The sequence below is a fragment of the Cryobacterium sp. TMT2-4 genome, assembly GCF_004402575.1.
GTDB lineage: Bacteria > Actinomycetota > Actinomycetes > Actinomycetales > Microbacteriaceae > Cryobacterium > Cryobacterium sandaracinum.
In genome coordinates this window covers 1-13,992 of record NZ_SOGE01000034.1, presented here as the reverse complement: position 1 = coordinate 13,992, position 13,992 = coordinate 1, and the positions used below count along the sequence as shown (strand labels likewise).

The window sequence follows — 13,992 nt, the reverse complement described above, 5'->3', positions numbered from 1 at the left end:
GACGCCCTCGGGCGGGAGGGAACGCAATGAGCTTCACCGCCCCGATCAAGCGTCACCCGGGACCCGCGCTGGTACCGCCGCGCCGTGTCCTCCGAGCTGATGGTGCGCTCCTCCGGAGACCGCAACGGCGACGGGACCGGTGACTACGCCGGACGCATCTCCACAGAGACACGGAGAACTCGAACTGGGCCCTCGACTCCGTGCGGCGCCGGTTCCACGACCACCGCTTCGTCTTGAACCAGCCGGACCTCAACTGCTTTTCCCACAACCCGATCGCCTTTCGGATCGAAGACTCGGTGCTGGCCGGCCTGCCAGCGGGCCGACGCCCGAGGCGCCCGGGGATGACGGTGGTCGGCCCTAGGCTTTCCCCATGAGCAACTGGAGTGACACCCTCGCCGTTTTCGACCTTGAGACGACCGGCATCGACGTGGAGACGAGCCGCATTGTGTCGGCCACCGTCGCGATCATCGATGTGACCGGGGAGGTGCTCGAACGCGTGGACTGGCTCCTGGATCCCGGAATCGAGATCCCGGCCCAGGCCACCACCGTGCACGGCATCACGACCGAGCATGCCGCCGCGAACGGCCGGGTCGCCGCCGACGGGGTGGCCGAGATCGTCGCGACGATCCGGGAGCACCTCGCCCGGGGTCTTCCTCTGGTGGCGTACAATGCGCCCTACGACCTCACCCTGCTCAACCGCGAGTCGATTCGCTACGGGGTTGCCCCGCTGGTCTCACCGTCGCCGGTGGTCGACCCGCTCGTCATCGACAAGGCCCTCGACCGGTACCGCAAGGGCAAGCGCACCCTTTCAGTGACCAGTGCGTTCTACGGTGTGCCCCTCGATGACGCGCACGACTCCGGGGCGGATGCGATCGCGGCCGGCCGAGTAGCCCAGGCCATCGCCCGGGCGCATCTGAAGACCCTGCCGGTCACAGTCGGCGAGCTGCACCTGCTCCAGGCACAGTGGTCCGTGCAGCAGGCGGAAAGCTTCCAGGCCTACATGCGCCGCGAACGCGACCCCGCGTTCGTCGCGGCGGGCGGCTGGCCCGAACGCTGACCCGGCAGCACCCGAGCAACAGCGACACCAGACCCAGAGCAGCAACATCGAAAGGGCGGCCAGCCGAAGCTGGTCGCCCTTTCGATGTGCAGGATGCCGCGGTATGGCGCGGTTCTACTTGCCGAAGCCCTTGTAACGCGAGTTGAACTTCTCGACGCGGCCGGCGGAGTCCATGATCCGCTGCTTGCCGGTGTAGAACGGGTGCGACTCCGACGAGATCTCAACGTCGATGACCGGGTACGTGGTTCCGTCGGTCCACTCGATGGTCTTGGAGCTGGAGACCGTCGAACGGGTAAGGAACGTCGCACCCGACGCGAGATCGCGGAAAACCACGGGAGCGTACGTGGGGTGAATGTCAGACTTCATGAAGACTTCCTTATTGCTGTTCGATTGGTGAGTTGCGCTTCGATTAGCGAGTACAGACTCGCCAGGTGCGGCAGAAAAAACCGTGCGGCCCAAGGACCGACTGTCGAGTTTAGCAGAATCCACTGGCTGTGACCGCCATCCGGTGGCGGTCAGATCGCGCGGGCGCTGAAACGTCCGTCGGTCTCGTGCAACTCGATGGACAGACCGAACGCCTCGGTCAGTGACTCCGCGGTCAGCGCGTCGGCGATGGGCCCGGCGCTGACGATGCGGCCGTTGGACAGGAGCAGGACGTGCGTGAAGCCGAGGGGGATTTCCTCGACGTGGTGGGTGACCATGATGATCGCCGGCGACCCCGACTCGCTCGCGTAGCCGCCGAGGAGCTGCAGCAGTTCCTCGCGCGCGCCGAGGTCGAGGCTGGCGGCCGGCTCATCCAGAAGCAGAACCTCGGGGTCGGTCATGATGGACCGCGCGATCTGCACCCGCTTCTGCTCGCCGTCGCTCAGCGTGCCGAACTTACGGTCGGACAGAGTATCGAGCTTCCACTCGCCCAGCACCCGCTGGGCGCGGCGCTCATCGATGGCTTCGTACTCTTCGGTCCAGCGCCCGGTGACGGAGTACGCGGCCGTCATCACCACATCGAGGACCTTCTCGTTCGCGGGGACCCGGCGGGCCATCGCCGTCGAGGCGAACCCGATCCGCGGCCGCAGCTCGAAGAGGTCGGTGCGTCCGATCGGTTCGTCAAGAACCACGGCACTTCCGCTCGACGGGTGGATGAGGGCGGCGGCGATCTGCAGCAGCGTGGTCTTGCCGGCGCCGTTCGGGCCCAGGATCACCCAGCGCTGGTCGTCATCAACACTCCAGTTCACTGAGTCGAGGATGGGTGTGCCATCCCGGACGACGGAGACGTCGGTGAAGTGGAGAACGTTGACCATAAAGCCATGTTATCTGCCGCCGCCGATGCCCAGACACGCGAAACGGGTGCCGGGCATTCCTGCAGCACCCGTTTGGGCGGTTAGTCGGAGCCCGACTCAGAGTAGTGAGGCGTAGATCTCCCGGGTGCGGGTGGCGATTTGGGTCCAGCTGAACATCTGCTCGGCCCTGACCCGGCCGGCTCGGCCCATCGCGGCGGCGTTGGCCGGGTCGGCGAGGACCTCGATCAGGGTGCGCGACAGGTCTGAGACGAAAAGGTCGGCATCGATGGGAGTTCCGGTTCCGTCGGTGGCCTGATCGATGGGCACGAGCCGGCCGGTCACGCCGTCGGCGACCACCTCGGGGATGCCCCCGGTGGCCGTCCCGACGACCGGCAGCCCGCAGGCCATAGCCTCCAGATTGACGATGCCGAGCGGTTCGTAGACCGACGGACAAACGAAGACGGTGCCGGCAGTGAGCACGGCGGCCAGGTCGTGCTGCGACAGGAGGCGATCGATCCAGACCACGCCGGAGCGTTCGCGCTGGAGGGCCTCGACCCCGGCCGTGACCTCGGCCAGGATGCCCGGGGTGTCGGGGGCGCCGGCGCAGAGCACCAGCTGCACCTCCGGTGGCAGCAGGGCTGCCGCGCGGAGCAGGTAGGGAAGCCCCTTCTGCCGGGTGATGCGGCCCACGAAGACCACGGCCGGTCGGTCCGGGTCGATGCCCAGTGCCCGCACGGTGTCCCGGTCGTCCGTGGGCTTCCACCGTTCGAGGTCGATGCCGTTGTAGACGACGTGCACCCGAGCAGCGTCAAGTGCCGGATAGCTGCGCAGGATGTCGCGGCGCATCCCACCGCTGACGGCGATGACGGCATCCGCGGCTTCGAAGGCGGTGCGTTCGATCCAGCTGGAGACCCGGTAGCCTCCGCCGAGCTGCTCGGCCTTCCACGGGCGGAGCGGCTCGAGGCTGTGCGCGGTCACAACGTGCGGGATCCCGTGCAGGAGCTTCGCGAGGTGACCGGCGCCGTTGGCGTACCAGGTGTGGGAGTGCACGATGTCGGCGCCCTGCACGTCCTGCGCCATCTGGAGGTCGACGCCGAGCGTGGCCAGCGTCGCATTCGCGCCGGCCAGTTCCGCCGGCACCTCATACGCGTGGGTGTCGACGGCGTCGCGGAGCGCGCCGAAACATCGCACGGAGACGTCGATGTCGGTGCGAAGGGCCTTCACAAGCTCCGCCACATGCACGCCTGCTCCGCCATAAATCTCCGGGGGGTATTCCTTGGTCAACAGATCCACTCGCATGAGGCAAAGCTAGCGCAGGCTGGCCGGAGGCACACCCACTCGTGCTGGATCGACGTGACGAATGGCCCTACTGTAAAGACATGCAGTCAAAGAAGATCTTTGGAATCGTGCTCGCCGGCGGAGAAGGAAAACGGCTCATGCCGTTGACGGAGGACCGTGCGAAACCGGCCGTTCCTTTCGGGGGTCATTACCGGCTGATCGACTTCGCGCTGTCGAATTTGATCAATTCGGGCCTCACCCAGATCGTGGTTCTCACCCAGTACAAGTCCCACAGCCTTGACCGTCACGTCTCCCAGACCTGGCACGTTTCTGGTGGCCTGTTCAACTCTTATATCGCATCGGTGCCGGCGCAGCAGCGCCTCGGCAAGCGCTGGTTCAGCGGATCCGCGGACGCGATCCTGCAGAGCCTCAACCTGATCCATGACGAGAAGCCCGACATCGTCGTCGTCGTCGGAGCCGACCACGTCTACCGGATGGACTTCAGCCAGATGATCGAGGCTCACATCGCCTCCGGAGCCGCCGCAACCGTCGCGGCCATCCGTCAGCCGATCGGTCTGGCCGACCAGTTCGGCGTCATCGAGGTCGACGCGGCGACGCCGGACCGCATCCGTGATTTCCGCGAGAAGCCGAAGGATGCCGTCGGCCTCGCCGATGCCCCGCACGAGGTCTTCGCGTCCATGGGCAACTACGTTTTCAACACGGAGGCGCTGATCGAGGCCGTCCTGCGCGACGGCGAACGCGCCGACTCGAGCCACGACATGGGTGGCGACATCATTCCCGACTTCGTGTCCCGCGGTGAGGCCGGCGTCTACGACCTCAAGCTCAATGACGTCCCCGGATCCACCGACCGCGACTGCGACTACTGGCGCGACGTGGGTACCATCGACTCCTTCTTCGAGGCACACCAGGACCTGATCAGCGCACTGCCCGTTTTCAACCTCTACAACCAGAAGTGGCCCATCTTCAGCCAGCAGCTCAACTCTCCGCCGGCGAAGTTCGTCCGGGACGGACGCGGCTTCCTCGGCACCATGATCGACTCGATCGTTTCCCTCGGCTGCGTCATTTCGGGAGCGCACATCGAACGCAGTGTTCTCGGCCCCTGGGCCGCCATCGATTCCGGCGCCCAGGTGGTGGACTCGATCGTCTTCGACCGGGTGCAGATCAAACCGGGTGCGACCGTGCGTCGGGCGATTCTGGACAAGGACGTGGTGGTCGCCGCCGGAGCGGAAGTCGGCATTGATCGTGAGCGGGACCGCGCACGGGGCTTCAGCGTCACCGAGTCCGGCATCACCGTCGTCGGCAAGGGAGTCCACGTCCACCCGTGACCGAGTTCGTTCGTTTCCTCGTCGTCCTGGACGCCGATTCCACCCTGATCGAAGACGAGGTCATTGAGCTGCTCGCGGATGCGGCCGGCTCGCTGGCCCTCGTCGCCGAGGTGACCGAGCAGGCCATGCGCGGCGAGATCGATTTCGCGCAGAGTCTACGGCTCCGGGTCAAGACTCTGGCCGGACTGTCCACGGATGTTTTCGCGGAGGTCGGGCGGCTCGTCCGCCCGACTCCCGGGGTGCAGGAACTCATCGACGGCCTGCACGCCCGAGGCAGCAGAATCGGGGTGGTATCGGGCGGCTTCCACGAGGTGCTCGACCCGCTCGCTGCCGCCTTCGGCCTCGATCACTGGCGGGCGAACCGGCTGGAGGTGGCCGACGGTCGCCTCACCGGCGGCCTGGTCGGACCCGTCATCGACGCCGCCGCCAAGGCCGCGGCCCTGCGGGAGTGGGCCGCCCTCGAGGGCGTAGCCCTGCCCCAGACCGTCGCCGTCGGCGACGGAGCAAACGACCTCACGATGATGCGGGCAGCCGGTCTGGGCATCGCTTTCAACGCGCAACCGATCGTGAGGGCGCAGGCGGACCTGGCCCTGGATACCCGCGACCTGAGCCAGGTCCTGCCGATACTCGGTCTGCGCGGTTAGTGCCCCATCCCCAGTCCGCCGTCGACGGGGATGACCGCGCCGGAGATGTACCCGGCGTCGTCCCCGGCAAGCCAGGTGACAACCCGAGCCACCTCGACCGGAGTCGCGAATCGTCCCGCCGGGATGCTGCGCTTGTAGTCGGCCTGCTGCGACTCGGAGAGTTTTGCGGTCATATCGGTTTCGATGAAACCCGGTGCGACGACGTTGGCCGTGATGCCCCTCCCGCCCAGCTCACGGGTCACCGAACGGGCGAGGCCGATCAGACCGCTCTTCGAGGCGGAGTAGTTGACCTGTCCCGCGGAGCCGTACAGGCCGACCACGCTGGAAATCAGCACGATGCGGCCGAACCGGGCCTTGAGCATCCCCTTGGACGCACGCTTCACGACTCGGAAGGCGCCGCTGAGGTTGGTGTCGATGACCGAGGTGAAGTCGTCTTCGCTCATGCGCATCAGCAGCATGTCCCTGGTGATGCCCGCGTTGGCGACAACCACCTCGACGGGGCCGAGCGCCGCCTCGATCTCGGTGAACGCGGCGTCGATGGATGCGGCGTCCGTCACATCCGCGCGCACCGTCAGGCTGCCGCTGGGGCCGTCCCCAGAGCGGGCGGTGACCGCGACGCGGTGTCCCTGCCTGATGAACTCCTCCGCGATAGAGAATCCGATGCCGCGGTTTCCCCCGGTGACAAGGACAGTTCTGCCAGTCGTCATGCTGGGTCCAATCTCTTTTTCTCAGCGAACGAACAGCCGTACGCACGTGTTTTCCAGTTTAGGGCGTCTACGTTTGAGTCCGACGAGACGTAGAATTTACAGGGAAAACTCCCCCGACTGACCGAATCGATGGCATCCATGAAGCAGCAGTCGATCACCTCGCTCCCCCCATCACCCGAGGAGCTGCGTCGTGCCCGGATGATCAAATACTCGATCGCCATGGGCATCCGGATGGTCTGCATCGTGCTGATGCTCTTCGTCCAGGGCTGGTGGCTGCTCGTCTGCGCCATCGGCGCGATCGCCCTTCCCTACTTCGCGGTCGTCTTTGCGAACGTTCAGGGCGGCGCCGTGGCGTCCACGGTCGTCCGACCGGGAGCCGTGCAGGTGTTCCGGGCGCCGCCTCGCGGACCGGACAATGACGAGAGCGGAACGTGATCGGCCTCGGCGCCGATCTCGAAACGACGAACTGCTCGCGCGCCGGCTGTCGTGAGAACGCCGACTGGCGGTTGGACTGGCGCAATCCCCGTATTCACGCTCAAGACCGCGTGAAGACCTGGCTGGCCTGCGACCTTCACGTCGATTACCTCCGCGATTTCCTGGCCAGCCGAGACTTCCCATTAGCCGTCTCGCCTCTTCCGGTCTCCCTTGAGGCTGTAGAGCCGGAAGCCGGGCCGGCGTGATCGGCTGGAAATTTGCGTTCACCCGGCGCTGGGCCGGATACCTTGCGCTGACCATCCTCTTTGCGGCCGTCTGCTCCGGGCTCGGTCTCTGGCAGCTCGCGCGCCGCTCCGACGCACTCTCCGAAATGAACAAAGTGGAGACCAACTATGCGGCGGACCCGGTTCCCTTGGCCGAGGCTCTGCCTGGCCTGGACGCGTTCTCCGCGTCTCAGAAGTGGCTGCCCGTTGTCATGACCGGCACGTATTTGACGGACGACGAGCTGATCGTGCGTAACCGCCCGCTCAATATCAACCCGGGTTTCGAGGTTCTCACTCCCCTGCTACTCGCCGACGGCTCGGTCTTCATCGTGAACCGGGGCTGGTTGCCGACCGGGCAGACCCCCGACGCCCCGGCATCCGTGCCAACCGCCCCCTCGGGGGTTGTCACCGTCACCGCCCGGCTCAAGGCCGGTGAGCCTTCGTTGGCCGGGAGATCGGCCACGGGCGACCAGATCGCGACGATCAACCTCGACGAGGTGTCCACCCGGCTGGACCTTCCGACGTACACCGGCGCGTACGGGCTGATGGCTTCCGAGGAACCGACGCCGGACGAACGTCCCGTGGCGGTCACCCGCCCGGTTAAAGACGAGGGGCCTCACCTGTCCTACGCATTCCAATGGTTCGTGTTCGCCCTGATGGGCTTCGTCGGTCTGGGTTGGGCTATCCGGCAAGAGTACCGAGCCGTGAACTTCGACGACCCGGACGAGCGCGTTCGCGCCGCCGAGCGTGCCCGCCGTCAGGCTGCCAAACCGCGCAGCGACTCGGAGATCGAGGACGAGCTCATCGACGGCAGATGATTGGCAGGTCAGAGGGGCACGGAGACACGAATGTCCGGGCCAGTAGGCCCGGGAAGCGTGCTGTGCGCAGGAAGGGTGATCAGGCGAGCATGATCAGATCAAGGTAGTCCTTGTTCCAGTGATCCTCAGTGCCATCGGGCATGATCAACACGCGCTCGGGGTTCAGCGCCTCGACAGCGCCCTCGTCGTGGCTCACGAGGACGACAGCCCCGGCATAGTGCGCCAGGGCGTCAAGGATTTCCTCGCGGCTGGCCGGGTCGAGGTTGTTAGTCGGTTCATCGAGCAGCAGAACATTGGCGCCCGACACCACGATCATGGCCAGGGCCAGCCGGGTCTTCTCGCCACCGGACAGAACCCCGGCCGGCTTGTGCGAGTCGTCGCCGGTGAAGAGGAACGAGCCCAGAACCCGGCGGGCCTCCATCTCAGTGATGTTGGGCGAGGAGGACACCATATTCTCTAGCACGCTGCGCTTGACGTCGATCGTCTCGTGCTCTTGCGCGTAGTAGCCGATCCGCAGGCCGTGGCCGGGCACGATCTCTCCGGTGTCCGGCTTATCCACGCCCGCGAGCATGCGCAGCAGTGTGGTCTTGCCCGCACCATTGAGGCCGAGGATGACCACTTTCGAGCCGCGGTCGATGGCCAGATCCACGGCCGCGAAGATCTCCAGCGAGCCGTAGCTCTTAGAGAGGTCGGTGGCCATCAGCGGGGTGCGCCCACACGGGGCGGGCTCGGGGAAGCGCAGTTTGGCGACGCGGTCGACTGCCCGCACGGCGTCCAGTCCGGACAGGAGCTTCTCGGCGCGCGCCACCATCTGGTGGGCGGCGGCAGCCTTGCTCGCCTTGGCGCCGAACTTCGCGGCCTGCAGCTGGAGGGTCGACGCCTTCTTCTCGGCGTTGGCGCGTTCTTTCTTACGACGGTCCGCGTCGGCCACGCGCTGCCGCTGGTAGTTCCTCCAGTTCATGTTGTAGATGTCGATGACCATGCGGTTGGCGTCGAGGTAGAACACCCGGTTCACCGTGTCGCCGACCAGCTCGATGTCGTGGCTGATGATGATGCATCCGCCGCGATAGTTCTTGACGAACTCCCGCAGCCAGACCACGGAGTCGGCGTCGAGGTGGTTGGTGGGCTCGTCGAGGATCATCGTTTCCGCGGCCGAGAACAGGATACGGGCGAGTTCGATGCGGCGGCGCTGTCCGCCGGACAGGGTTCGCAGCTGCTGGTCGAGGATGCGGTCGGGAAGGTTCAGGTTGCTGGCGATCGACGCGGCTTCCGCCTCGGCCGCGTAGCCGCCGAGCGCGTTGAACTCATCCGTGAGGTTGCCGTAGGTGCGCATGGCCTTGGCGCTGGTCTTGGGGTCGTCGCTGCCCATGTCGATACCGGCCTGGGCAAGACCCAGGGAGATCGTGCCGAGGCCGCGGGCATCCAGGATTCGGGTCCGAGCGAGCATGTCCGGGTCGCCCGAGCGGGGGTCCTGGGGCAGATAGCCGATCTCACCGGTGCGGTCGATCGAGCCGTTGGTCGGAACTGTCTCACCCGCCAGAGTCTTCGTCAGTGTCGTCTTACCAGCCCCGTTGCGGCCGACCAGGCCGATCTTGTCACCGGCGGAAACGCGGAAACTGACGTCTTCCATGAGCACGCGCGCCCCAACTCGGATTTCGAGATTTTGCACACTCAGCACAGCAACAGTCCGTTCAGGGGAGTCGTAGAATTTTCTGGCCGAAGCGGGCCAGCTATCCACTATATTTGATCGGTTGCGCCTCGGTGTGCGCCGGGAAGCGAAAGTGCCCCCTGGAGCGCCTTCGCCAGCCAGTCCCGGTAAGCGGCATCCGACCAGCCGAGGTCGAGGACCAGAGACCGGTAGGCCTGTGGATGCCCGAGCGCCCACACCGTTGCCGCCGCCTCGTGGTCGCTCACTCCCCCGCGCAGGCTGTGCCGTGAGCGCAGCGCGGTCGCGACCTCGCCGTACTGGAGAAGTCGCTGGGCGGAACGCCGCATCTCCAGCTCCGCGATGTCTGCATCGACTCCGGCCGCCTGGGCGATCACGCGGTGCACCCCGGACGTCTGGGCGTTCAGGTCGGCGATCCAGCCGGTCAGGATTCGGACGATCTCGGCGGCCGTGCGCGCTTCGGCGATCTGACTGCGCAGCGGTGGGGGGCCGGCTTCCTGTTCGTGTGCACGTGCGGCCACGCGGTCGAGCACGGCGGAGAGAACGGCGGCTTTGCCACCGACCGAGTTGTAGATGGTCTGCACCGCGACGCCTGCCTCGGCGGCGATCGAGCCGAGAGTGGTGGAAATGTACCCTCGCTCAAGCATCAGCTTGAGCGCGGCCCGCACGATCAAGGTGCGGGTCTCGCGCGACTGAGCCTCCCGGCGCGATTTGATGCTCATCAGGACTTCACCCTTCTTCTTAGACGATCATTCTAAACACTGGAATGATATTCTAAAGGGGTGCATTTCGGCCCGGGAACTATGCGGAAGCGCTCGGCCATAACGTTGTGTGACCGGGCGGGGTGCCCGGGCCAGACTGGCCTCCTATGGTTAGGCATGACACTCGTGCAGACGCCCGCCGCACTCTCCCCTCGTGCCGAAGATCGTGCTGGCCGCCTCAGCGCCGCCGGAACCGCTTGGAGTGAGCGCATCAGCGCTGACGCGTCGAAATAGAAACTGACCTACCGGGTCACGGCCGCCGGCGAGGGCTCGGTCGCCACCCGCATCACGGCCGGCAAGCATGTCTTCCCCGCCGACGAGCCCGGAACCTTGGCCGGAGACGCTGTGGCGGCCAGCCCCGTCGAGATTGCGCTCGGCGCCCTGCTCTCATGCCAGGTGGTCGTCTACCGCCTCAACGCCCAGGGGCTGGGCATCCAGGTCGACGAGATCGAGATTGCCGCGGAGGGCGACCTCGACGTGCGGAGACTGTTCGGCATAAGCGAGGACGTGCGGGCCGGCTTCTCAGCGATCCGCCTCCACATCACCATCACCGGTCCCGAATCCGATGAGCGCTACCAGGAGCTGCGGGCAACCGTCGACGCGCACTGCCCGGTTCTCGACCTGTTCGCGAACCCCTCTCCCGCGTCCGTCATCGTCACGAAGGCGTAGCCGCATCCGATGCCGACCGGTGGTCAGGCCTGTCGCGTCCCGCGGCGCACCGTGTGGAAGCTGGCGCACGATAGGCCATCCGCCGGCTTCCACGACGTGCGCCGTGAAGCAGTCACCCACTCGTCTCGCGGCGAACAGGGCGGAGGCCTACCGTCGGCTGCAGCTGCAGCCGCAGCGGTCGCTGCACGAATGTGAGGAGGTCGACGATGGACCACGAATCAGCCGCACCACCCCCAACCGAACCCGGACGGGCCTCCCCCGTCCGGCTCAGATGAGGAACAGGAAACCATCAGCCCTGCGGGCGACATGTTCGAGGACGGTGAGACCGACGTCTGGCCGCACCCGTCCCTGATCGATTTGGAGAATTGGGAGCCGTCTGAGTTGGCGTCGTCCGCTGAGACGGGCGCTCGGGAAATGGGCACGGATGAGAATACATCGGACGAGTGACCAGGATCGGAGCACCGCCCAGGACACGTCGAAGGGGCGCCGGCCAGATGGCCGGTGCCCCTTCGACGTGACTGGATCAGGACTGGATCAGGACTGGATCAGGAGTGGATCAGGAGTGGATCAGGAGTGGATCAGGAGTGGATCAAATGAAGAAGCCGAGGGCACGGATCGACTCCTCCGGGGGCTTAACCGGATTAATGCGGAATATATTCCGTTTAATAGGAGGATACTTGCAGGCAGCAAGCAGGAGATGGGCATATCGGTGCTGTAGATCGCACTCCCGACACGGTTGGGGAGGCGTCCTGCTTCTCAAATGGGGACGGTATGGATACAAACTCGATTGATCGAAATATTCCTGCAACAGACATTGGAGCAGGGGGGACGCGGAGAAGTTTTCGGGAGGAACTGGACACGAAGCGGTACCACGTGGTGGATGACCACTGGGCCGGCCGGGTCCCTGCCCAGTACGGCGTTGCCCCGCGGGTGCGGATCGGCACGGACAAGTGGTTCAATCTGCTGTGGTTGATACCCATTGGACTGGTCCTGCTGATCGTGGGGATCGCCATTGCCAAGGGGCTGCGGGAGATGCCCGCGGTGCAGGACTTCATGAGCCAGTATCCGGGAGCGACTGCACTGCCCGACAACGCCCCGGTCGGGTTCCCGGCGTGGGTCGGTTGGCAACACTTCCTGAACCTCTTCATGATGATCTTCATCATCCGGTCCGGTGTCAGCATCATGGCGGACCATCCGCGGCTGTACTGGACCCGGCACTCGACACCGGGTAAGGACTGGTTTCGCATGCAGAAGCCGGTGCCGAGCGATCCGCTCTACACGGCGAAGGAGGACTCAATCACCTTGCCCGATGGTGTCGGGCTGCCGGGGCGCCGTCACTCCATCGGTCTCGCACGGTGGTGGCACCTCGGCGTCGATACGGTCTGGCTGCTCAACGGAATCATCTTCTGCGTTCTTATCTTTGCGACGGGGCAGTGGATGCGCGTGGTCCCGCTGAGCTGGGACGTCGTCCCCAACGCCGCGTCGGCCGCCCTTCAGTACCTGTCTTTGGACTGGCCGGCCGAGAGCGGGTGGACCAACTACAACAGTCTGCAGCTGATCGCCTACTTCATCACCATTTTCATTGCGGCACCTCTCGCCCTGGTCACCGGCCTCGGCATGTCCCCCGCACTGTCGACCCGCTTCCGCAAAATCAGCTCGGTGTTCAGCATCCAGGTGGCCCGTTCGCTGCACTTCTTCGTGCTCTGCTGGTTCGTCATGTTCATCGTTGTGCACGTCACCCTGGTGATGACCACAGGGGCCCTGCGCAACCTCAACCACATGTATGCGTCTCAGGACAGTGAATCGTGGGTCGGCATCGGGATCTTCGCGGCTTCGATGGTCGTCGTCATCGGAGGATGGCTCGCAGCCACGCCTTTCACCTATCGGCATCCTCGTGTGGTGCAGAAGGTCGGTTTCGCGCTGATCGGTCGCGCGCAGCGCCTATTTGAACACATCGACGCGAACCCCGGCCAGTACACGGAGAAGGACATTTCACCGTACTTCTGGCATAACGGCAAATACCCGGACTCCGAGGAATACCAGGCGCTTCGAGCGGGCAACTTCGCGGACTACACACTGCGGGTCAACGGGCTCGTCGAGAACCCCGTCGATTTGAACCTCGCACAGTTGCAGGGTCTCCCCCATCACGATCAGATCACCCAGCACTTCTGTATTCAGGGGTGGTCAGGGGTCGCGAAGTGGGGCGGAATCTCAATGCAGACGATCCTGGATCTGGTGCAGCCGAAACCCGAGGCGAAATGGGTCATTTTCTATTCCTTCGCGGCGGGTCCGGACGGTGGCACGTACTACGACGCCCAGCCCATCGAGCAGATGAGCTACAAACTGACCATGCTCGCCTATGACCTCAACGGGCAGACCCTATCTTTCGGGCATGGAGCACCGCTTCGGTTGCGCAACGAAACGCAGCTGGGTTTCAAGATGGTGAAGTGGATCAAGGGAATCGAGTTCGTTGAGGACTTCTCTGAGATCGGTGCGGGGTTTGGTGGGTACCACAACGACCATGAGTTCTTCGGCTATCGGCAGTCCATCTAACGCACGCGAAAACCCCGATTTCCGGAGGAGATCGGGGTTTTCGCGTGCGTTAGGGGAAGTTCAGATAGAAAAGCCGAGGGCCCGCATCATGTCGCGGCCGTCGTCCGTAATCTTCTCGGGACCCCACGGCGGCATCCAGACCCAGTTGATGCGGAACTGGTCGACGACGCCGTCCAACGCCTCGGCGGTCTGCTCCTCGAGGACATCGGTCAGCGGGCAGCCGGCCGAGGTCAGGGTCATGTGGATGATCAGGGCATCGTTCTCATCGTCCCAGCCCAGGTCGTAGATGAGCCCGAGGTCGACCACGTTGATACCGAGTTCCGGGTCCATGACGTCTTTGAGCGCCTCTTCGATTTCATCGAAGCGCGCCGGGGGCAGCGTGGAAACCATGCGCCTAACCTACGTTCGATTCGGTGAGAAAGCGATCGTAGCCCTCGTCTTCGAGGCGGTCGGCGAGTTCGGGGCCACCCTGTTCGGCGATCCGGCCGTCGACGAAGACGTGCACGAAGTCCGGCTTG

15 protein-coding genes and 1 pseudogene are annotated in these 13,992 nt (G+C 65.1%); 8 read left to right on the top strand and 8 right to left on the bottom strand.

Translation table 11 applies throughout. The features are described from left to right. The first annotated feature begins 370 nt into the window (after window positions 1-370). Window positions 371-1,057, top strand: a complete 687-nt coding sequence (locus E3O54_RS11410; RefSeq protein ID WP_134401625.1) for a 3'-5' exonuclease — start codon at window positions 371-373, stop codon at window positions 1,055-1,057. Window positions 1,058-1,171: 114 nt separating this feature from the next. On the opposite strand, the gene E3O54_RS11405 is transcribed toward E3O54_RS11410, so the two are convergent. The 3 genes from E3O54_RS11405 to glgA form a co-directional block, all read right to left on the bottom strand. Then, window positions 1,172-1,423 (bottom strand): type B 50S ribosomal protein L31, encoded by a 252-nt coding sequence (locus tag E3O54_RS11405; RefSeq protein ID WP_104102169.1) that lies wholly within the window; start codon window positions 1,421-1,423, stop codon window positions 1,172-1,174. Window positions 1,424-1,572: 149 nt separating this feature from the next. Further along, window positions 1,573-2,355, bottom strand: a complete 783-nt coding sequence (locus tag E3O54_RS11400; RefSeq protein ID WP_104102172.1) for an ABC transporter ATP-binding protein — start codon at window positions 2,353-2,355, stop codon at window positions 1,573-1,575. Between the two features lie 96 nt (window positions 2,356-2,451). Then, a complete protein-coding gene (gene glgA, locus E3O54_RS11395) occupies window positions 2,452-3,633 on the bottom strand; it encodes a glycogen synthase (protein ID WP_134401624.1) in 1,182 nt (393 codons plus the stop codon). 80 nt (window positions 3,634-3,713) lie between these two features. On the opposite strand from glgA, the gene glgC reads away from it, so the two are divergent. Together glgC and serB are read left to right on the top strand one after the other, a co-directional pair. Further along, entirely contained in the window at window positions 3,714-4,958 is a 1,245-nt protein-coding gene (gene glgC / locus E3O54_RS11390) for a glucose-1-phosphate adenylyltransferase (protein ID WP_104102176.1), read from the top strand. Next, complete coding sequence (gene serB / locus E3O54_RS11385; RefSeq protein ID WP_134373670.1) at window positions 4,955-5,602, top strand: phosphoserine phosphatase SerB; 648 nt, start codon at window positions 4,955-4,957, stop codon at window positions 5,600-5,602. The genes glgC and serB overlap by 4 nt, the downstream gene beginning before the upstream one ends. On the opposite strand, the gene fabG is transcribed toward serB, so the two are convergent. Continuing rightward, on the bottom strand, window positions 5,599-6,309 hold the full coding sequence (gene fabG / locus E3O54_RS11380) for a 3-oxoacyl-ACP reductase FabG (RefSeq protein WP_104102181.1): 711 nt from the start codon (window positions 6,307-6,309) through the stop codon (window positions 5,599-5,601). The two genes, serB and fabG, sit on opposite strands and share 4 nt — an antisense overlap. Before the next feature lie 129 nt (window positions 6,310-6,438). Between fabG and E3O54_RS11375 the strand changes: the two genes are divergently transcribed. From E3O54_RS11375 to E3O54_RS11365, 3 genes are read left to right on the top strand one after another with little or no spacing between them, the layout of a single operon-like run. Then, entirely contained in the window at window positions 6,439-6,744 is a 306-nt protein-coding gene (locus E3O54_RS11375; protein WP_233191467.1) for a DUF3099 domain-containing protein, read from the top strand. After that, window positions 6,741-6,989: a hypothetical protein gene (locus E3O54_RS11370; RefSeq protein WP_104102184.1), complete on the top strand. Its 249-nt coding sequence runs from the start codon at window positions 6,741-6,743 to the stop codon at window positions 6,987-6,989. The genes E3O54_RS11375 and E3O54_RS11370 overlap by 4 nt, the downstream gene beginning before the upstream one ends. Then, the gene (locus E3O54_RS11365) at window positions 6,986-7,825 is read left to right on the top strand and encodes an SURF1 family protein (RefSeq protein ID WP_104102187.1); all 840 of its coding nucleotides are present in this window, start codon (window positions 6,986-6,988) and stop codon (window positions 7,823-7,825) included. Before E3O54_RS11370 ends, E3O54_RS11365 begins: the two co-directional genes overlap by 4 nt. Window positions 7,826-7,904: 79 nt before the next feature. Here E3O54_RS11365 and E3O54_RS11360 read toward each other — a convergent pair whose 3' ends face one another. After that, window positions 7,905-9,503: an ABC-F family ATP-binding cassette domain-containing protein gene (locus E3O54_RS11360; RefSeq protein ID WP_104102190.1), complete on the bottom strand. Its 1,599-nt coding sequence runs from the start codon at window positions 9,501-9,503 to the stop codon at window positions 7,905-7,907. Window positions 9,504-9,562: 59 nt separating this feature from the next. Then, window positions 9,563-10,213 carry a TetR/AcrR family transcriptional regulator gene (locus tag E3O54_RS11355; RefSeq protein WP_134401623.1) on the bottom strand — a complete coding sequence of 217 codons (651 nt, stop codon included), beginning with the start codon at window positions 10,211-10,213 and terminating at the stop codon, window positions 9,563-9,565. Window positions 10,214-10,582: 369 nt separating this feature from the next. Here E3O54_RS11355 and E3O54_RS16960 point away from each other — a divergent pair, with 369 nt between their 5' ends. Both E3O54_RS16960 and E3O54_RS11345 read left to right on the top strand, forming a co-directional pair. Continuing rightward, on the top strand, window positions 10,583-10,921 hold the full coding sequence (locus E3O54_RS16960) for an OsmC family protein (RefSeq protein WP_241976876.1): 339 nt from the start codon (window positions 10,583-10,585) through the stop codon (window positions 10,919-10,921). 873 nt (window positions 10,922-11,794) lie between these two features. Then, window positions 11,795-13,474 (top strand): molybdopterin-dependent oxidoreductase, encoded by a 1,680-nt coding sequence (locus E3O54_RS11345; RefSeq protein WP_241976874.1) that lies wholly within the window; start codon window positions 11,795-11,797, stop codon window positions 13,472-13,474. Window positions 13,475-13,534: 60 nt separating this feature from the next. Here E3O54_RS11345 and E3O54_RS11340 read toward each other — a convergent pair whose 3' ends face one another. Together E3O54_RS11340 and sufC are read right to left on the bottom strand one after the other, a co-directional pair. Further along, complete coding sequence (locus E3O54_RS11340) at window positions 13,535-13,864, bottom strand: metal-sulfur cluster assembly factor (RefSeq protein WP_104102197.1); 330 nt, start codon at window positions 13,862-13,864, stop codon at window positions 13,535-13,537. Between the two features lie 4 nt (window positions 13,865-13,868). After that, window positions 13,869-13,992 (bottom strand): annotated as a pseudogene (gene sufC / locus E3O54_RS16955) (Fe-S cluster assembly ATPase SufC); the annotation flags it as partial.

Coding starts and splice junctions, on each gene's coding strand:
- E3O54_RS11410 (WP_134401625.1), top strand. CDS start 371: ATGAGCAACTGGAGTGACACCCTCGCCGTTTTCGACCTTGAGACGACC.
- E3O54_RS11405 (WP_104102169.1), bottom strand. CDS start 1,423: ATGAAGTCTGACATTCACCCCACGTACGCTCCCGTGGTTTTCCGCGAT.
- E3O54_RS11400 (WP_104102172.1), bottom strand. CDS start 2,355: ATGGTCAACGTTCTCCACTTCACCGACGTCTCCGTCGTCCGGGATGGC.
- glgA (WP_134401624.1), bottom strand. CDS start 3,633: ATGCGAGTGGATCTGTTGACCAAGGAATACCCCCCGGAGATTTATGGC.
- glgC (WP_104102176.1), top strand. CDS start 3,714: ATGCAGTCAAAGAAGATCTTTGGAATCGTGCTCGCCGGCGGAGAAGGA.
- fabG (WP_104102181.1), bottom strand. CDS start 6,309: ATGACGACTGGCAGAACTGTCCTTGTCACCGGGGGAAACCGCGGCATC.
- E3O54_RS11375 (WP_233191467.1), top strand. CDS start 6,439: ATGGCATCCATGAAGCAGCAGTCGATCACCTCGCTCCCCCCATCACCC.
- E3O54_RS11355 (WP_134401623.1), bottom strand. CDS start 10,213: ATGAGCATCAAATCGCGCCGGGAGGCTCAGTCGCGCGAGACCCGCACC.
- E3O54_RS11340 (WP_104102197.1), bottom strand. CDS start 13,864: ATGGTTTCCACGCTGCCCCCGGCGCGCTTCGATGAAATCGAAGAGGCG.